This is a genomic window from Paenibacillus radicis (ex Xue et al. 2023) (assembly GCF_024722015.1).
In the GTDB taxonomy this organism is placed as follows: domain Bacteria; phylum Bacillota; class Bacilli; order Paenibacillales; family NBRC-103111; genus Paenibacillus_S.
The window spans coordinates 32,819-51,527 of record NZ_JANQBD010000002.1 but is presented as its reverse complement, the minus strand read 5'-3'; the positions used below and the strand labels follow the sequence as shown (position 1 = coordinate 51,527).

16 protein-coding genes are annotated in these 18,709 nt (G+C 43.3%); 15 read left to right on the top strand and 1 reads right to left on the bottom strand.

Going from position 1 to position 18,709, the window contains the following annotated elements:
* Positions 1–86: 86 nt before the first annotated feature.
* The 4 genes from NV381_RS02860 (at position 87) to NV381_RS02845 (ending at position 3,334) form a co-directional block, all read left to right on the top strand.
* Positions 87–1,604 (top strand): extracellular solute-binding protein, encoded by a 1,518-nt coding sequence (locus NV381_RS02860; RefSeq protein ID WP_258211759.1) that lies wholly within the window; start codon positions 87–89, stop codon positions 1,602–1,604.
* Between the two features lie 196 nt (positions 1,605–1,800).
* A complete protein-coding gene (locus NV381_RS02855; protein WP_258211758.1) occupies positions 1,801–2,211 on the top strand; it encodes a hypothetical protein in 411 nt (136 codons plus the stop codon).
* A 203-nt stretch (positions 2,212–2,414) separates the two neighbouring features.
* A complete protein-coding gene (locus NV381_RS02850) occupies positions 2,415–2,738 on the top strand; it encodes a PadR family transcriptional regulator (protein WP_258211757.1) in 324 nt (107 codons plus the stop codon).
* Positions 2,738–3,334, top strand: coding sequence for a hypothetical protein (locus NV381_RS02845; RefSeq protein ID WP_258211756.1), 597 nt, complete (start codon positions 2,738–2,740; stop codon positions 3,332–3,334). Before NV381_RS02850 ends, NV381_RS02845 begins: the two co-directional genes overlap by 1 nt.
* 54 nt (positions 3,335–3,388) lie before the next feature.
* Here the strand turns inward: NV381_RS02845 and NV381_RS02840 are convergent, their stop codons facing one another.
* Entirely contained in the window at positions 3,389–3,997 is a 609-nt protein-coding gene (locus NV381_RS02840; RefSeq protein WP_258211755.1) for a dienelactone hydrolase family protein, read from the bottom strand.
* Between the two features lie 546 nt (positions 3,998–4,543).
* Here NV381_RS02840 and NV381_RS02835 point away from each other — a divergent pair.
* The 11 genes from NV381_RS02835 to NV381_RS02785 all read left to right on the top strand — a co-directional run bounded on the left by NV381_RS02835 (position 4,544) and on the right by NV381_RS02785 (position 18,677).
* A complete protein-coding gene (locus NV381_RS02835) occupies positions 4,544–5,380 on the top strand; it encodes a class I SAM-dependent methyltransferase (protein ID WP_258211754.1) in 837 nt (278 codons plus the stop codon).
* Between the two features lie 255 nt (positions 5,381–5,635).
* Positions 5,636–6,361 carry a class I SAM-dependent methyltransferase gene (locus NV381_RS02830; protein ID WP_258211753.1) on the top strand — a complete coding sequence of 242 codons (726 nt, stop codon included), beginning with the start codon at positions 5,636–5,638 and terminating at the stop codon, positions 6,359–6,361.
* 434 nt (positions 6,362–6,795) lie between these two features.
* Complete coding sequence (locus NV381_RS02825; RefSeq protein ID WP_258211752.1) at positions 6,796–7,692, top strand: cation diffusion facilitator family transporter; 897 nt, start codon at positions 6,796–6,798, stop codon at positions 7,690–7,692.
* 245 nt (positions 7,693–7,937) lie between these two features.
* Positions 7,938–8,051 (top strand): YjcZ family sporulation protein, encoded by a 114-nt coding sequence (locus NV381_RS02820; RefSeq protein ID WP_258211751.1) that lies wholly within the window; start codon positions 7,938–7,940, stop codon positions 8,049–8,051.
* A 439-nt stretch (positions 8,052–8,490) separates the two neighbouring features.
* Entirely contained in the window at positions 8,491–8,808 is a 318-nt protein-coding gene (locus tag NV381_RS02815; RefSeq protein WP_258211750.1) for a heterocycloanthracin/sonorensin family bacteriocin, read from the top strand.
* Between the two features lie 194 nt (positions 8,809–9,002).
* The gene (locus NV381_RS02810; RefSeq protein WP_258211749.1) at positions 9,003–10,919 is read left to right on the top strand and encodes a putative thiazole-containing bacteriocin maturation protein; all 1,917 of its coding nucleotides are present in this window, start codon (positions 9,003–9,005) and stop codon (positions 10,917–10,919) included.
* A complete protein-coding gene (locus tag NV381_RS02805) occupies positions 10,916–12,859 on the top strand; it encodes a TOMM precursor leader peptide-binding protein (RefSeq protein ID WP_258211748.1) in 1,944 nt (647 codons plus the stop codon). The genes NV381_RS02810 and NV381_RS02805 overlap by 4 nt, the downstream gene beginning before the upstream one ends.
* 22 nt (positions 12,860–12,881) lie before the next feature.
* A complete protein-coding gene (locus tag NV381_RS02800; RefSeq protein WP_258211747.1) occupies positions 12,882–14,453 on the top strand; it encodes a SagB family peptide dehydrogenase in 1,572 nt (523 codons plus the stop codon).
* A 763-nt stretch (positions 14,454–15,216) separates the two neighbouring features.
* On the top strand, positions 15,217–17,184 hold the full coding sequence (locus tag NV381_RS02795) for an AraC family transcriptional regulator (protein WP_258211746.1): 1,968 nt from the start codon (positions 15,217–15,219) through the stop codon (positions 17,182–17,184).
* Positions 17,174–17,722 (top strand): AAA family ATPase, encoded by a 549-nt coding sequence (locus tag NV381_RS02790; RefSeq protein WP_258211745.1) that lies wholly within the window; start codon positions 17,174–17,176, stop codon positions 17,720–17,722. Before NV381_RS02795 ends, NV381_RS02790 begins: the two co-directional genes overlap by 11 nt.
* Positions 17,723–17,870: 148 nt before the next feature.
* On the top strand, positions 17,871–18,677 hold the full coding sequence (locus tag NV381_RS02785) for a methyltransferase domain-containing protein (protein WP_258211744.1): 807 nt from the start codon (positions 17,871–17,873) through the stop codon (positions 18,675–18,677).
* The last annotated feature ends 32 nt before the right edge of the window (positions 18,678–18,709 follow it).

Genomic DNA, 18,709 nt, shown 5'->3' with positions numbered 1-18,709 from the left:
ATTAGGGAGGGCTCAAAAAAAGCGTATACGGAAAAGTTAATCAATCAAGATTTGCCAAAGCGAAAAAATAAGGGGGATAAGAAAACATGAAAAAATGGGTTGCATTATGTAGTGCCATCATTATGGCGGCGGGTGTAGTGACAGGATGTGGACTGGATAAACCGGCAAGCACAGGCGAAACAAAAGGAGCTTCCAAAGTGGATGATACTCCATTGCAATTATCGATGGCGCTTCAACAGGTGGGAGAAATTCCATCCAAAGGCAATGAATTTGAGCAAGAACTGGAGAAATACACCAATACGAAGTTGGATATCCAATGGATTCCGAATGCGGCTTACGACGAGAAGATTAACGTTATGATCGCCTCCAACGAGCTTCCCAAGCTGGTAAGACTTAATTACGTTCCTACGACAATTAACGCGATGAAATCTGGATTATTTTGGGAAATCGGACCGATGCTTAAGGATTATAAGAATTTGGCTGCTCTAGATAAGCAATATTTCGAGAACGTCTCTGTGGAAGGTAAAATTTACGGCGTTCCCGTTCTTCGTCCAATTGGCCGGGCAGCCATCGTCTATCGAAAGGATTGGTTCGACAAGCTTGGGCTGAAAATACCGAAAACATTGGATGATTGGTACAAAGTGATGAAGGCCATCGCGACCGAGGATCCGGATGGCAATAACAAAGCGGATACTTACGGAACCCAGCTATACAAAAGATATAATGAAGGAACCCAGCCTCCTTTAACTCGGATTGCTGTTACTCAAGGCGCGCCGAACCGTTGGGCAGCAGAGAACGGTAAATTTACGCCGGAATTTATGACTAAGCCGTATGTAGATACCATGAAGCTGTTCAGAAAGCTATATGAAGAGAACCTGATCAACCAAGATTTCGCCGTATACGATTTAACCGAGCACGATAAAGCGATTGATAGCGAGCGGGTAGGTATAAAGCTCGGCGGAGTAGCCACCAATGGACGAAGCTTCCAAGACCGCATGGCCAAAGTGAATCCCAAAGGCGTGTTCGATATGGCCTTCTTTGAAGGACCGAACGGCATCAGGCAGACTGGAGAACCGGGTAACTTCGGAGTGATGGTTATTCCGAAATCGTCAGTGAAGACCGAGGCTGAATTGAAGCGCGTCCTAACGTTCCTGGATCAACTGCTCGATTCGAAGATGGCTACCTTGCAGCGTCGTGGTATTGATGGCAAGCACTACAAAGTATCGGCTGATGGCAAAAATACGGAAATCACCGACTTGAATTTATTCAACAAAGAAATCAAGCCATATCGCGATAACCTGATCAGCTTAGAGACCTTGAACGTGTTGCCACAGATTGATTCACCGATCGGGGTGAAAGGGAATCAAATGGAAGGTGAAGGCACCCAATATTCTGTGTCAAACCCGGCATTGACCCTAAACTCTGCGATTTACAGTGAACGTGGTAAGGAGCTGGACCAAATGATCTGGGACGCTCAGACCAAGTACATTATGGGCAGACTTGACGACGCAGGCTGGAAGGATGAGGTGGAAAAGTGGCGCAAAGCGGGCGGAGATCAACTAATTAAAGAATACGAGCAAGCTTACGCCAAAATGAAGAAGTAATCGAGGAAAGTATTACCGACGAAGAGCAGCAAAAAATAAAATAATCAGCAATAAACGGGGTCAGCCGATTAAGTTACCAGGGGCTGACCCCGTTTTGTCGTATTCGTGTTACGCTGAACTATACTTTTTAAACACTGGATGTAACCTTTTTATACCCTTTCCGTCTATAAGCTAGAAGCTTAAGGAGGTGTTTACTGTGAAAAAATATATCCTTTTTTTCATCTTGTTATCTCTATTATTTATCCTTGGATGCAAAGAGAAGAACCAGGATGCTATTTTGAGTATCGATGAGGTTTCAGTTAATCTGATATGTAAGCAGCAAGCTAATACAAATGAATGTACCAATCAGAAATTTAAGGATTTCCAATCTTTTCAAATATTCAAAACTGCTTTAGAAAGTGCAGTAAAAATGTCTGAAAAGATTGATTATGCAGCAGAATACAATTTGAGCATAACATTCCAGGATCAAACAACAAAAGATTTTCATCTTACTTTAGGTACAAATAGAGATATGAAGGGGTTATTGGTAGACCTTAAAAATACCAATCAAGGTTATGAAATTCCTATAGCACATGCAAACAAATTAAGGGATTTGATACGGGGTTAGTAAATTTTTTGGATTTATTGACTGGCAGGATCGTACAGCAAGCTATATGGAATGCAATTTCATCAATCGATAATATCTCAACTTGCATTATAAGTAACAATCGGATAGAATAAAATAACTAGCTTGCACTGCAAGTTAGTTATTTTATAGCTCAGTACCTTGTTGTGCAATATAGCTTGGAGGGCACTATTGGAGGAATGCTTATGTTCAGTCAAATGGTTAGAGGAGTGCTGGAGGGGTGCCTTCTTGCGGTTATTGATGAAGAGGAAACGTACGGATATGAAATTATGGAGAAGCTCGCTCGTAGTGGCTTCGTGTTCGCCAAGGAAGGAAGCATCTATCCGCTCTTGCTTCGTCTGGAGAAAGAAAATCTTATAGTAAGTACACAGCGACCCTCTGGTTCCGGGCCTAACCGCAAATACTATCGAATGACTCCTGAAGGAGAACAGCAGCTGCAATTATTCCGTAGCAAATGGTACGAACTAAGTATTGCGGTAAACCGTATAATAGCAAAGGATGATGTATAATGTTGAATGCAAAGAATAAAACCTTGTTAAATGAAATGAAATTCTACGTTCGGAGCAGTTCCGTATCGGATACCAAAGCTAGTGAGATCCTAATGGAGCTCGAAGACCATTTATTAACTGCTCAGCGGGAGGGGAAGTCATTCGAGCAAGTATTCGGCCAAGATCTTAAGTCCTATTCTGATGAGATCATTCAGGAACTCCCCAAATCCTCGAAATGGGAGCAATTAAAAACATTCGCACCCATAATACCATTGCTCCTTCTATGGCGTTTTCTGAACGGTTTCAGTGGAGACCTGACGATACCGCTATATGAGAATATCACCTATATAATGATCTCCGTTGCTTTGTGCTTTGGATTACTCACTATTCTTCGTGCGGGCTCTTTCTCCTCTAAGGGTAAATCCTTCTGGATGATGTACGGAGTAGGTATGGTCTTTTTGCTCATCTATGTTGGATTCTTTCTTGTTTCCAATCGTATATATCCCGCTGATCCCCAGCTCGTCCTTCATGGTGGTGCCGCTTATATTACTGCCACGGTCAGCCTCGTCATCATTCTCTTTTCGTTATTTGGCCCGATGTTGAAAAAGAAACGTTAATCTTTACATGGATTTATGAGCTTACCCAAACGCATCTCTAGCATGAACGTGGTGTTATCGAATGCCTGCGCCTTCTTCGATTCGATTAAGAAAATCAATGCTATTCTCCATGCAGTCCCTATATTCTTTAGGCTTATAGGATTTATAAAATGGATTCATAAACCCATGTTCAGCTTCAATAATATTTAATACCGTTTTATTCTTAGACTTTAGTTTTCTTTCTAAGTCGAGTACATTAAATGACTTTTCATTTTTTGAAAAGAATAATAGATTGGGACAACTAGGCTCTATATCTACATGATTTCTAATTCTCGATCCATAGAATCCAATTATTCCATCAACTTCATATTCACTACTCATCCATGCAATTGTTGCACCTATGCTAAATCCAATAATGTATATCTTATCGTACTTCTCTCTATTCACTTTTACTAGTTGCTTGACATCAAGCAATGATTTATTGAAACCAATTTCATTCGTAAAATATTGATATGCTTTTTCTTCTTGATCATAAGGAAATGATTCCCTGTGCAATAAATTAGGAGTAAGTACATCAAAACCTTCATTAATAATCTCGTGACTGAAAAAATTAATATGATCATTAACCCCATAAATTTCGTGAAGGATAATCACTAACGAATTTCTTGAGGATTCTGTGTTCATTGATTTTCACACCTTTCTTTCCAATATCCCATTCTTACAAATACTATCCTAAACTATACAATTTATAGTAGGCTAAGTCGATAGGATTATAATTCACGATTCACAGTATCTATCAGATATGAACCTCTCTCATCAACATTAACGAAAGTGTTGTGGTAACGGGCATATTAATTGATCTGTAGCAAGTTAAAACGAAATGAGTTGATTCTGATGTACGAATTTGTTGTTCGAGGTAAGCAAGGTTGTTTTATACTCATCACTTTAGACGATGTATTTGGGTTTCCGAATATGACCAGCCATTTTGGTGCCTATGATGTAAGAGGAACCGCAGAAATTCAGAGTGGAAACTACTACGTAAAGGTTACTTAAGAAAAAAGCGGAGCAATATATTTTCTAGCAAAAGGCAGATCAAAGAATCTTGAATCTTAATAGTTAATACCTATAAAGTTAATATTAAATATATGTTATACCAATAAAAAGTTAAATGATAAGATAGGTACCATCAAGTAAACGGAATAATTAAACAATATTATTAAGGGGTACCTTATGGACAAAAATATTGCCCAAAATCGGGCTGAATTATCAGGAAAGTTAACAAATGTATTAGATTCTCGATCGTTAACAAACTCTCATAAAAGGCTAGCAGATATACTCACTAAAGGCATGACGATTCTTGATGTTGGTTGCGGTACAGGAGCAATAACACGCGGAATAGCGGAAGCAGTAGGTCCAAACGGGCGTGTTATAGGAATTGATAGTAATCCAAGCTTAATCGAAAAAGCCCACCGGGCACATGGCGGAATACCAGGATTATCATTTGAAACAGGTGACATCTATAATCTTACCTATGACAAAGAATTTGATATTGTAACCTCCGCTCGTGTTTTAATATGGCTTTCGGATCCATTGAAAGCATTGAAAATGATGATATCGGCCACTAAAATTGGGGGGCGTGTTGTGATTTCAGATTATAATCATGTGAAGATATCATGGGAACCACTGCCTCCCCCAAGCATGCTCTCTTTTTATACAGCATATTTAAAATGGCGTTCCGATGCAGGTATGGATAACGAGATTGCCGATCATCTTCTTGAAATGTTTCAACAAAGCGGTATTGAAGAAATTACTATAACCCCCCAACATGAGGCAACGAAGCGAACAGATCAAGAGTTCCAAACTCGAATAGGATTATGGGCAGATACAGCTTCAAGCAGAGGAGTTCAAATGGAAAGAGATGGGTATATTACTGAAAAAGAATTTATGGCAGCAGAAAACGAATATCGGGAATGGATGATTCAAGAAGCCCAATCTTTGACGATGTATATGTTAACAGTTGAGGGTGTGAGAAAGTCCAATAAAGTAAAGGACTCTTTACAACGATGATCGCTGCTGCAGCAGCCTTTTGTCATGCTAACATATAACGATAGATCAATAGCAATTAGGACGGGGTTGTCGGCATAGATATCGGCAGCCTCGTTGGGCTAACTGGCAAGAAGAGCGTAAATTATGAGATTTATAAAAGGGAAAATATAGGTGGCGTCGAATAAGTATTTTGATCAATAAGAAAGCGGGAATCCTACTGGTTAAATCATTTTTTTGGAAATAAAGAACTTGAGTTTAGCGGAGGGTGTGAAGAATATGAAAGAGAAGGTTGTCGAAGTTTACGATAAACTTGCTAAAGACTACGAAATACATGTTGATACTCAGAGTGGGCATAACGCTTATTACGAACGGCCAGCCATGATGAAACTTATGCCAACTAATATGAATCAACTTGCAGTCCTAGATGCTGGTTGTGCCGCTGGGTGGTATACTGAACAATTTATAAAACTGGGTGCGCAGGTTACAGCTGTTGATTTAAGTCCTGCAATGGTAGAAGCATGTAAAAGGCGAGTCGGCAATGAAGCAGAAGTATTCACTTGTGATTTAACTGACACGCTTCCATTTAAAGACGAGACCTTCAACCTAATTGTAAGCTCATTAACTCTTCACTACATCGATGATTGGGTGCCAACCTTTCGTGAATTCCATCGTATCATGAAACCAGGTGGACATCTGATTTTCTCTGTACATCACCCTTTTATGGACTTTAAACACTTTGAAAGACCTGATTACTTCGCCCATGAATTACTGATGGAAATATGGAACAAAAAGGAGTCGGGTCCAGTGGAGGTCACATTTTATAGGAGACCTCTTCAAGAAATCATTAACGTTACATCAGCACAATTCGTAATTGACCAAATCGTTGAACCGCAACCAGATTTAGATTTGAAAGACAAACTCGAATCCATTGACTGGTATAACCAATGGTTTGATCGTCTTTCAACCAATCCACATTTTCTAGTTGTAAAAGCACAAAAATAGAATCATTAATCAGAAACTGCTCATTCTAGAGGCTGACATTTTAACTTTGCTGGAGAACCTGACAACAAGAGTTCGAATGTAGAGTGGTATCGATTTAAGGGGCCTGCATTAAATATACGAAGATTATTTAATTTGACTGCTGATATACAAAGCCCACTAGAAGAATTCCTCTAGTGGGCTTGTTATTTTTGTAACCATGAAGAGGAAAGTTAAGTTTGGGTCAGATAGTGAATGATCCAAGGTATGAATCAACAAAATTCGACGATTGTATAAGATTGGAGCATTTGATCCAATAATGATGAACATGGCTGCCATAAGAATGCGATAGATTGAAAGGATATGTGTAATGATCGACAGCCGTTTGTAAGGGAATCGTTGTGAACTATGAACTTGAGAAGGGATGTTCGGTATAATTCTGGTAGGGGGAATAAGTTATGAGCAGAGAAGATAAACAGTCAGCTTTTGCAATTTGGATCAGTTTAATCAGTAACATCGTTTTAACCTGCATCAAATTTTCTGTTGGTTTATTATTTAATAGTCCAGTATTGATTGCTGACGGCGTTCACAATGCGGGGGATGTGGTTGCTACCGGTGCGGCACTTAGCTCCATGCGTGTATCCAAGCAGCCTCCGGATGAAGATCATCCTTATGGACACGGAAAAGCAGAAGTTGTGGGTGCAGGTATTGTGGCCATTATTTTGGGGATGGCTGGAATCTATATGGGGTACCATTCTGTAAAGGTACTTTTTGAACCTCCCCATAATGCAAGCGTTATAGCTTTAGTCGCTGCAGCGTTTTCTTTGATTTTGAAGCAAGTGCTTTATGTATATACGATGTCTATCGGGAAAAAAATGAAAAGTAATGGTTTGATCGCAACGGCCTATGATCATCTTGCAGATGTATATGCTTCGATTGCAGCAGTAATCGGGATCGGTTTAGCTATGGTTGGGGATTACTATAATATTACTTTTTTGTCTTACGGAGATCCGATTGCTGGAATCGTAGTCGCTTTTTTTGTGCTAAAGTTGGCTGTTCATATGGGAAAGGCATCGGTTGGCGTTTTGATGGAAAAGAATGTCGATTCAGAGAAATTGAATGCATATATCAACTTGGTTCAATCGGTTCCGGAAGTAAAACGAATTGACCGAATTCGCGCAAGAGACCACGGACATTACATTATCATCGATGTGAGAGTCGGTATTCCGGCAGAATTAACCATTCAGAACGGACATGATATTTCCCGACACATTAAAGAAACGATCATGAATCAGCATCCCGATGTTGAAGAAGTATTAGTCCATTTAAACCCATGGTACAAAGAGAATGGTTAAGTATCTAAGGAGGCTTTCTTGAATCCAGTGCAATAGACGGCGCAATGAATGCAACCGTCTATCCAGAAGGAGCTATGAGAAATAATGGATCAGTTGGAGGATGACCCATATAATATCTTATGTAAATCTATCAAATTTGGAACGACACATTCCCCGTTGCAAGCGCCTATTTAGTTAAACAGTCCAATCTCTATTCCTCATTCGTTCATAAAATACAGAAGTTGTAAAGGAAGGAGGAAGACACTATGGGATTGGGAGTTGGAGGAGGCAGTTGTAGCTGTGCAGGTTTGTTTACTTCTACGGGTGTAATTCTCGTACTATTTATTTTGTTGGTTATTGTTTCTCGTTCATTTATCTAATAGATACAGATGCACTGCCCTCTTTCCTCCGGGATTGAGGGCTTTTTCCCATAACAACTTATTGACCCACCTTATAAAAAAAATTGTATTTCTCGGCAGATAATGTGTAATTAAATGGAATAAATGTCCCAGTGACATAAATATGCCTACATATGTTATTTTGTAAAAATTTGAGAAATCAGGATTTTGGCGGCCTACTTACCTCTGTAATATGGTCCCAACATCCTCAAAGTAAGATTGAACTGCTGGAATTCAAGTGGGCTAATATGCTAGTTCATTAGGTCATATCAAACCGTCATAGTTGTTTTGGTACAAAAGCCCATAAAATAGGCATTTGAATCAGTAACAAGTGCGGATGCTGCTCCATAGACTGTTATCATGTTCAATAAAGATCAATCTTTACTTGATGCCAATTTCAAAAAAAGTGGAGGTATTTACAATGAATAATTTCCAAAATGAGCTTCAACAGTTGAACGTTTCCCAATTTCAAGCCGGTGAGATGACACCTTGGAATCAACAAAGCCAGTACCCGACGGGTCAGTTTCCGATTGGCGTGAACCCGGCAGATCCTTCAAGGCTATGTGTTGGCTTCGGCGGGTTTGGTGGCCGCTGCGGTGGCTTCGGCGGCTGCGGAGGATTTTGTGCTGGAGTCTGTGGCGGATTCTGTGCTGGAGTCTGTGGTGGATTCTGTGCTGGAGTCTGTGGTGGTTTTTGCAACCAACGCTGCGGCGGATTTTGTCACCATCGCTGTCGTTAACCCTTAATCCCCATCATTACCAGTTTCTTAAGAGAACCGCATAGGCGTGAAGAAGCGAATGCCCCTGTACAGCGATAGGCTGTTAGGGGCATTTAATAATTACAGACAAAGGCATGTGGGACGAATAGGCTTACATATGATAATGAAGGATTGATGTTACAAATTGGCTATCTGCAACAGTTAGGAGGAGTAAAATGCCAAATTTGACCCCTGCTGCGCGTCTGAAAGTAAAGGCAGACACCTTCTTTCTCCCAGTTCCAAATGAGGGTGTATATTTCCGGAATAACTTAGGCACATTCCGTATGGAAGGCGAGATGATCGATCGGTGGATTGAAAAACTAATTCCGATGTTTAATGGAGAATACACATTGGAGGATTTGACGGACGGATTGTCAAGCTCACACCGGGACCGGGTGTATGAAATCGCGGACGTCCTACACCAAAAGGGATTTATTCGGGATGTGAGTCAAGATCGTTCTCATCAATTGACGAATGGGATTATCCAAAAGCACGCTGCTCAAATAGCCTTTTTAGACAGCTTCGGCGACTCTGGCGCATACCGGTTTCAATGTTACCGACAGGCTAGCGTTTTAGCGATCGGGTCAGGTCCGTTTTTCGTTGCGTTGGTTTCAGCCTTGATTGAGTCTGGACTGCCCAGGTTCCATATGCTGATAACGGAATCTGTGCCCACGAATCGGCAGCGGCTGATGGAATTGGCGGAGCACGCACGCCGAACGGATCCTGAGGTGCTTCTTGAGGAAATCACTCTGGGGATAGAAGGAGCTGACGGCTGGCGAGACGTCGTGCAGCCGTTCCAATCGATTCTGTATGTCTCTCAGGAGGGAGATGTTGAGGAGCTACGGCATCTCCATTCGATTTGCAAAACGGAGAATAAGATTTTTGTGCCGGCAATGTTCCTTCATCAGACAGGAATGGCGGGCCCGGTCGTACATCCAGCGTCAGAGGGATGTTGGGAATCCGCATGGCGTCGCTTACACGAGTCAGCTGTTTATAAGGATCCGGCGCTGCATGTCTTCTCATCCACTGCGGGAGCGATGCTTGCAAATGTGATCGTGTTCGAGCTATTTAAAACAGTGACCGGAGAATCAGAGTTAAGAAATTCGTTCTTTCTGCTTGATCTGGAAACATTGGAAGGAAGCTGGCATCCATTCATGCCGCATCCTATGATACATGGATTTGCGGCAGCCCAAAGAGTTCAAATATCGAATCTTTTGCTTGATAGAGGCTCGGACAAAAGTGCAACGAACCGTTTGCTGACATACTTTAACCATTTGACTTCGACACAAACGGGGATTCTCCATATTTGGGAAGAAGGGGCGCTAAGGCAGCTACCGCTCTCTCAATGTCGTGTTCAGGCGGTTGAACCGTTGTCAGAGGGACCTGCCAAGCTGCAGCCGGAGCTAGTCTGTGCAGGACTGACGCATGAGGAGGCGCGGAGGGAAGCGGGTTTGACCGGAATTGAAGCGTATGTATCACGATTGATCAGTATGGTCGTAAATACGAAAGAAATTGTCGGAATCGGAGTAGGGGAAACGGCTGCGGAAGGCGTTATCCGCGGTTTGCAAGCAAATTTAACCGAGCAGCTAGCCAGGCAACAGAAAGATCGGAAGCATCCTGTTATTCGGACTCAGTTAAGTAAGGTGGAGGATGAACGCTGCCGGTTTTATTTACAGGCTTTGACTGCGATGAGGGGAGCGCCGGTGATCGGCATCGGCGAGGAAGTGTTTGGATTCCCAACAATATGGGTCGGTACAGGTGATTTCTTGTATGGCAGTACTGGCTTGAATAGTACAATGGCGTTGCAGAATGCGCTCAAAGCTGCATTACATAGGGTGCAGAATAATTCCGCAGTCTGTGCGGCCCAAGTGCTTCAATCATCATCGGTGAATTTTGGAAAAGAATTAGCGGTTGATCTTGTGGTCCCATCAAGTGAAGAAGCAGCACAACCGAAAGTTTTGCAGGAAGCTTTACAAATTTTGAGAAAGAATGGTAAAGAGCTTTATGTTGTGGATCTGGCCGTGGAACCTTTTTTGAAAGAAGGACCTGAAGGAGTATTCGGTGTGTTGCTGCGAGAGGAGGAGTCCCGGTGAACACAGTGGTGGCTATTATCGGGGTAGGCGAGTTGGCGGACCTGGTATGCAGAGAGATGTCCGCCTTATGCCGGATTGTACGTTTGCACGATTTTAAGGCAGGAATACCAGAAGCGACGGATTTCGCCTTGGTGCTGCACGATGCTTGGCATCCTTCCGTTCATGAGGAGGCGGAGGAACTACTTCGGGCAGCAGGAATTCCATGGCTACGAGGCTTTATCGCATTTGGTGAGGGAGTGATAGGACCGCTGATTCGCCCAGGTTTGTCCGGGTGTTCGCAATGTGCCGATACCCGGCGTCTCTTGGCGGGACGTGACCGTAAAGAGATGTTGATGCTGCAGCAGCGTCTGACGGAGACTGGAGGAATACCGAGTGATGCGTGGGTATCCCGTACTGGACTATTACAGATGACATTCCTGCTCGTAGCGGAGTTGCAGAGGATCCTTCAGAGCGATCGGCCCCTTTCGGAAGAACGGATGTATTTCATAGACTTAAAAACACTGAAATGCACAAGCCACTTTTTTCTGCCAGATCCGTTATGTTCAGTTTGCGGTGGTTTGCTTGACGATACACCGACTACAGCCAGAATTTCACTGCAACCAAGTCCTAAGATCAATGAGAAAAGCTACCGCTGCCGTTCGTTGGAGGACATGAAGGGATTTCTGATTGAAGATTATCTGGATTATAAAACTGGCTTTTTGAATGGGAAAATGATCGATCTCTTATCTCCTTTTGCCGATGTGAGTGTAAATCTTCCGATGTTTAACCAAGACGAGGCAACGGCAGGTCGAACTCATTCCTATGCGGATAGCGAGTTGACTGCCATAATGGAGGGATTGGAGCGGTATTGTGGTATGGCGCCCCGCGGCAAAAGGACGATGATCAGAGACAGTTACCGCAATTTAGCGGATCATGCTCTGAATCCTGTCACGGTTGGCTTATACGCGACGGACCAGTATAACCTACCTGATTTTACTTTCAAGCCATTTACTCCAGACGAGCCAATCGATTGGGTTTGGGGCTATTCATTTGAGCGTCAAAGTCCGATAATGGTTCCACAGCAGCTCGCTTATTACAGTTCGAGCTGCGGACAAGGGTTTGTTTATGAAACATCCAACGGATGCGCCTTGGGAGGAACCTTGGAGGAGGCCATTTTCTACGGCATTATGGAAGTGGTAGAGCGAGATTCATTCTTGTTGACTTGGTACGCACAGCTGCCGCTTCCTCGGCTTGATCCTTTATCGGCAGGCGATCTAGAATTGGAACTCATGGTCAGCCGATTGCAAACGGTGGCGGGATTTGAATTGCATTTGTATAACGCCACTATGGAGAACGGAATCCCGAGCGTTTGGGCATTGGCGAAAAATACGAAAACTAAGGGAGTAAACTTGATTTGCGCGGCTGGAGCACATCCGGATCCAGTTCGTGCGGCCAAAAGTGCAATTCATGAATTATCAGGGATGATGCTGACTCTTGACGAAAAGTTCGAGGCTAACCGGGAGCGGTATGTGCAAATGTTCCATGACCCATCGCTAGTGCTCGGGATGGAGGACCATTCAATGCTGTACAGCTTGCCGCAAGCAGAGGAGCGCCTGAAATTTCTGCTGGAGGAAAACCGCCCTCTGCGAACATTTCAGGAGGAATTCAACCGGACACCGACGCATTCGGACCTGACCGATGACTTGAAGGATGTTCTTCTGATGTTCCGCCAGTTGAACCTCGATGTGATTGTGGTAGATCAGACAACTCCGGAATTGAAACGAAACGAATTGTACTGTGTGAAAGTACTGATTCCAGGAATGCTGCCGATGACGTTCGGATATCATCTCACCCGTGTGACTGAACTAGAGAGGGTGTTGAAAGTACCAGCGCTACTCGGTTATGTGAAGCAGCCGTTGCTTCTAGAACAACTCAATCCGCATCCGCATCCTTTTCCATGAAACGGCCTGAGGAGGGAGAAGGATGAGTCTGGACAAATTCCTGCAAAGTCTGCATGCGGATACCTCTGAGTCGAGTCAGCCGGATAAGGAAATTGATTGGGAGGACGCGCCACTTAGCTATAAGCTCTATCGCAACTTGCCGGTCATTCCTTTGTCCTCGGAAGTACCTCTAAAGCTTATTGGACATGAATCGCCCGCCAATCCTGATCTGATAACAATCGGTCATTTCCTCTGGCATGTATATGGCCTCACTCAACTAAGCCAATACCCTGTAGCAAATGCCATAAAAGAATCAGAGCGCCCGTTGCAGATATACCGACGTTTCATCCCATCAGGTGGCGGGTTGTACCCGAATGAACTGTATATATATTTGAAGACAAAGGATGTTCCTGTCGGAGTTTACCATTATGATGCGGCTCACCATCGTTTGGTATTACTTCGCAAAGGAAATTTCGATTCCTATATGAACCAGGCTCTCGGCAACCGATACGATGTGTCGGCTAGTTTTGGTATTGTATTTGTGTCGGTAATGTTTTGGAAAAATTTTTATAAATACAATAATTTTGCTTTTCGTCTGCAGGGTCTAGATACGGGTGTACTGATCGGGCAGTTACTTGAAGTAACGAAACGGTTCGGTTACGAATCAGATGTGTATTTCCAGTTTCTTGATCGTGCGGTCAACCATCTGCTCGGGGTATCCGATCGGGAGGAGAGTGTGTATGCGGTGATTCCGCTCTCGATGGAGCCCACAATCTGGAATAATAATGGAATTTATGGAGAAGAGGGTATTTCTGCGGATGATTTGTGCAGGGAACTACCAGTCATTCGGCATGAACATTATGTGCGGTCACAAAAAATCAAGGAGTTTCCGATGCTGACCAAGATGAACGAAGCATCCATGCAAAATTCAACTGGAGCTTTTCGTCACGTCAGGGCATTGAAGCATGTTGATAGAGGGATACAGGCGATATATATGCCCCGTGTTGAGCGGTTATCGTATGATCTGGCTTCGATTTGCCGAAAGCGGTATTCACCTGAGTCGGATTTCGTATTGAACAAGGTGACGCAAACGAATGTGGCCGCTTTGCTGCAAGAGACTGCGTCTTCCTTCTCATATCACAATGATTTGAAGGGACCTCTTGAAAATGTGTCTCGTATATTCCTGTACTGTTGTTTGAATAACGTTGAAGGCATACCGGACGGCGCTTACCGTTATGACAATTCAGCACATTTATTGCGCCGCGTACTTCCCGGAGATCATCGGATATGGTTGCAACAGGGAATGTCCATGGATAACGTTAATCTATTTCAAGTACCGTTATGTCTGCATGTGGTTGGTGACAAGGACCATCTCAAATCGTTGATAGGGTACCGAGGATACCGTATTCAACAGATGGAAGCGGGGATGCTTGTACATCGCTTACTCCTAACGGCATCTGCTGTCGGAATGGGAGGGCGGCCCCTGCTCGGATTTAATCCAAGTATTTGTGATGAAATTTATAATTTGGCTCCACAAGGAAAAACCTGTCTTATCCAAATCCCGATTGGTCACTATCGTCAGCGCCCTCGTCTGGAAGGGGGCTTGCATAGTTAGATGAAGGGAAGATCAGAGCAATGGTAATGGGTGTCCTTTAAGCTATGTGAGACTCAAAAAAGTATAAATTTACCAGCTAGCAGATGGAGAAAGCTGAAGAATCAATAGCTGTTTAAGCACTTCCTTATACACTTGGAAGTGCTTAAACAGCTATTGATGGTTTTTAAAGAATGCAATGGGTTATTCGGTTCAGTGTGGTATTCGACAATCAACCGACTTGAATAGACTCTTTGAGGCTACCGCGTGCAGCTTTTTGTGCTAGACGGGCAGTTATGCGAAAAAACATTGACAGTTTTTATAGTAAAATATTTTTTGAGGTTCTCTCGCCCTAACTGTTGCATTAGTCTATTGCTCCAATTTGATAAGTTCAGATGAAGTAGATATACTGCAAAATAAAGCTACGATCGGCGAGAAGAAAATCGTAATAGATTCGGACAGGGTCATTACCGAAGTCAGCACGAAAGACAAAGAAGTCAAGGTGGTGATGAGCAAACCCGGAGGTATCACCTACGACATTACTATGAACACACCACAGGGAGCGGATGTTTTATTCGTTAAACAAATCATTTCAAATACTCCAAATAAATAATAAAGAGGATATTCACCAGAAATCCCAAGAGGCAAACTCTAATAGGAACTATAGTTGAATAAGGTAACAGAGCAGGTACCGCGGCAGCCTGCTCCGAGCCTCTAATGATAATGAGAATTATTTTCAATTATGATATGATAGTTTTATAGATTGAAAGAAAGGAATGACCGATTTATGAGAATCAGCGACCATATCGTATTGTGGAATCATGCTATCATCAGAGTGATGGACGTTCGTCTCATGCTGCTGGAGCCTGGTGAAGTGATGCGCGGATATCGCGTGCCGACAAGCGCTTTCCTGTATGTCACTAGCGGTAGTGCCCAGTTGCACATAGACGGAATCGAAAGCCGCATGCAGCGATTTCATGTTCTACACGTGGGGAAGGGGCTTAGCCTTGATATTGCGGCTGTCGAGCAACTGCAATATTTTATGGTGCTATATAAGGCAACATTGCCGCTTCCGAGCCGATATGAGTTGGTCAATCTGATGGAGCGTGAGAATCCGTTCCAGTTGTGCTATAGTTTAGCGCCTAAGTTTCCAATATCTTGGCTGCAGAAGCTGGAGCATATGTATCAAATATGGCAGGCACCCAGTCAGCTCGATAAACTCAAAGTGAAAACGCTATTCTATCACTTGCTTTACGAACTGGTAGAGCAACTGCACGAACAAGGGGGCGACGTCATTCGTCCCGATCTCGTCAGCCAAGCTGTTTATTATATGGAGGAGCACTATCAGGAAACGTTGACGCTGGAAGTGTTGGCGGACACGCTGGAATGTACGTCCAGACAGCTGCTCCGTTTGTTTAAGAATCAAATGGATACAAGCCCGATCGTGTATTTGATTCAACTTCGGGTGAACAAGGCTAAGGCGCTTCTCGTCTATACGGATAAAACGCTAAAAGAGATCTCTGAAAGTGTCGGGTACGCGGATAGTTACTATTTCAGCCGGATTTTCAAGAAGCAGGAGGGCGTCTCTCCCAAAAGATTTAAAGAGTTATATGCCCGGGAATGGCGTCGAAATAATCCATTCCCGCTGTCGGAATATCCCATTGTGGCGAGTGGGCTTAGACGCTATAGTAATAATGGTTATGAGAACCATTATCACTACTTGGAAGAGGGAGATTCACAGATGTATAAGAAGTCAAGAGCCTGGATGACTGCGATGGTCGCCATCTGTTTCACATTATTGCTGAGCGCTTGTTCATCAGGGTCAACGGCAACGCCGACAATGACGAATGGAGTGACACCGATCCCGACCGTTAATGTATCTCCATCCTCTGCGAATAAGGAAGCCGATGCCCCGCGAGTCATTAAACACGCGATGGGCGAAACGACGATCAAGGGTACGCCATCCCGAGTCGTTATCTTGACCAATGAGGGGACGGAAGCGCTGCTCGCAGTCGGTGTTAAACCGTTGGGAGCCGTTATGTCCTGGATTGGCGAACCATGGTACGACCATATCAAGAACGATATGCAGAATGTAACTGTCGTCGGAGATGAATTGCAACCTAATCTTGAACTGATTGCCACCTTGAAACCGGACTTGATTATCGGGAACAAAGTGAGGCAGGAGAAAGTTTATGATCAACTGAAGCAAATTGCTCCTACGGTGTTCGCGGCTGACTTGGTTGGGGATTGGAAAGTCAATTTCAAGCTGTACTCAGAGGCGGTAAATAAGAAAGAGGAAGGCGAGAAAGTTATGGCTGCTTTCGACAAGCGTGTAGCCGAAGTAAAATCTAAGCTCGGCAGCAAGGCGGCAACGAAAGTTTCGCTGGTTCGTTTCTCGGCGGCGCAAGTGCGAATCTACCAGAAACAGACATTTGCCGGTGTGCTGCTGAGCCAACTGGGCATCGCACGTCCCGAGTCGCAGGATAAGGACTCTTTCATTGAAATTTTGAATAAAGAAAGTATCACTAAAATGGATGGAGATGTCCTGTTCTACTTCGTTTCGGAAACGAAAGGGAAGACGGATGCAGCAAAGGTGGTAAAAGAATGGTTGAATGATCCGTTATTTAAAAACTTAAACGTAACGAAAGCCAATAAAGTGATTAAGGTAGATGAAGGTATTTGGAACTCCGCCGGCGGGTACAAAGCGGCCAACTTGCTACTGGATGAATTGATGGAGTATTTCGATGTCAAATAACAATATGTCTAAAATCATCTTATTTAGGGGTAAATCTGGGACTGGTAAATCAACCTTGTCAAACGAGCTTGGTAAAAGACTCAAACTACCTGTATTACATAAGGACGATATTTACGATTCAGTTGCTGGTTTTGTTCCCGAGCATGATTTGAGAAACAAAATATGTTTCGAATTTCTGTATCGTTTCTTACAAACGGTTCTTGATTCTGGTGCCACTATTATACTTGATTTTGGGTTGAATAACACTGATGGCGTACGGAGTTTAAAGACCTGGGTTGAGGAAAGAGGCGGGGAATTAAAAACATTCCTATGTACATGTAGCAATGAGACAACTTGGTCTGAGAGACTAGCTGAACGAAGTGTAAATCCTCTACCTAATCAGTTGATTACTAGCTTATCCGAACTCAAAGAATATTATAAGAATTTAAAGACGGAGTATCTCGAAGGAGAATTGATTCTGGATACGGTTGAGGAAATAAAATCACTTGTTGATCAAGCCGAAGCTTTTATCTTGGAGCAAAATAATGGATTAATCTAATATAGTTGAGGAGTCTGCCTTAGTGGCAGCTCTTCTTTTTGTTTATTGGAGCCACGGATAGAATAATGCAAAATGAAACTGCTTACATGACCTACAGTATATACCGTATACTTAGTAATAGATATTTTTTTAGGAAAGGGTTGTTAACATGCCGAAATTATTATTCGACCCAATGAAACATCCTGATTGGATTCCGCCTCAGACTGCTGAGTGGCACGCGAATTTGGCCTCTGAAACCGGAAGGTACAAATATCCATGGAACTCGGTGTTCGATGAACCGCGAGCCGAAGTAATTTTTGCGGATAAAATTGCGGCCTACCTCAAGGAGAACGTACGGGTATTGGACGTTGGCTGCGGCCACGGTGAATTCACTAAGACGTTTGCTCACAAAGCAAAAGAAGTCATGGGGATTGACATCAATGAGGAATACATAGCCTCAGCAATAGAGGAAACAGGCGAATCCGTAACATTTTTTGTCGTTGATGCCGACAAACGGTTGCCGTTTCCCGACGACTCTTTTGACGTCGTTTACACGAAAAAGGGGCCGTGGCTATTCCACAAGGGAATTGAAGAAGGCCATAGGGTTATTAAACCCGGCGGCATAGTGCTGGGATTGTATCACTGTGGAACAGACGGTGGCCTTCGAAACCTTTTTCCAGGATTATATTATCCATTTCCGGACAGTTACCTAGAAGATATTAAAGCCAAGTTTGAACGCCAACTGTCCGAAAGCAATCTAGAAAAAATTGAATTACAGATATATGAAGAGATTGAATATTTGTCGAGACCTGAGGATGTCCTGATCAAGAAATGTTTTGGCCAGAAGGAAACATTAAAGAAAATTGTCTGGCAGGAATGCCTGAAACAGGTTGAGGAAATATTTCTTCAGTATACCACTCCAAGAGGCCTAATGATCGTCAACTATCATGCTTTAATGATCGGAAGGGCGAGGTAGCTTCAGTTTGCGAGTTTCGTTGAAGGGCAGGT

Excerpts from the sequence above, each read along its gene's own strand:
- NV381_RS02860 (WP_258211759.1), top strand. The coding sequence starts at position 87 with ATGAAAAAATGGGTTGCATTATGTAGTGCCATCATTATGGCGGCGGGT.
- NV381_RS02850 (WP_258211757.1), top strand. The coding sequence starts at position 2,415 with ATGTTCAGTCAAATGGTTAGAGGAGTGCTGGAGGGGTGCCTTCTTGCG.
- NV381_RS02845 (WP_258211756.1), top strand. The coding sequence starts at position 2,738 with ATGTTGAATGCAAAGAATAAAACCTTGTTAAATGAAATGAAATTCTAC.
- NV381_RS02840 (WP_258211755.1), bottom strand. The coding sequence starts at position 3,997 with ATGAACACAGAATCCTCAAGAAATTCGTTAGTGATTATCCTTCACGAA.
- NV381_RS02835 (WP_258211754.1), top strand. The coding sequence starts at position 4,544 with ATGGACAAAAATATTGCCCAAAATCGGGCTGAATTATCAGGAAAGTTA.
- NV381_RS02830 (WP_258211753.1), top strand. The coding sequence starts at position 5,636 with ATGAAAGAGAAGGTTGTCGAAGTTTACGATAAACTTGCTAAAGACTAC.
- NV381_RS02825 (WP_258211752.1), top strand. The coding sequence starts at position 6,796 with ATGAGCAGAGAAGATAAACAGTCAGCTTTTGCAATTTGGATCAGTTTA.
- NV381_RS02820 (WP_258211751.1), top strand. The coding sequence starts at position 7,938 with ATGGGATTGGGAGTTGGAGGAGGCAGTTGTAGCTGTGCAGGTTTGTTT.
- NV381_RS02815 (WP_258211750.1), top strand. The coding sequence starts at position 8,491 with ATGAATAATTTCCAAAATGAGCTTCAACAGTTGAACGTTTCCCAATTT.
- NV381_RS02810 (WP_258211749.1), top strand. The coding sequence starts at position 9,003 with ATGCCAAATTTGACCCCTGCTGCGCGTCTGAAAGTAAAGGCAGACACC.
- NV381_RS02800 (WP_258211747.1), top strand. The coding sequence starts at position 12,882 with ATGAGTCTGGACAAATTCCTGCAAAGTCTGCATGCGGATACCTCTGAG.
- NV381_RS02795 (WP_258211746.1), top strand. The coding sequence starts at position 15,217 with ATGAGAATCAGCGACCATATCGTATTGTGGAATCATGCTATCATCAGA.
- NV381_RS02790 (WP_258211745.1), top strand. The coding sequence starts at position 17,174 with ATGTCAAATAACAATATGTCTAAAATCATCTTATTTAGGGGTAAATCT.
- NV381_RS02785 (WP_258211744.1), top strand. The coding sequence starts at position 17,871 with ATGCCGAAATTATTATTCGACCCAATGAAACATCCTGATTGGATTCCG.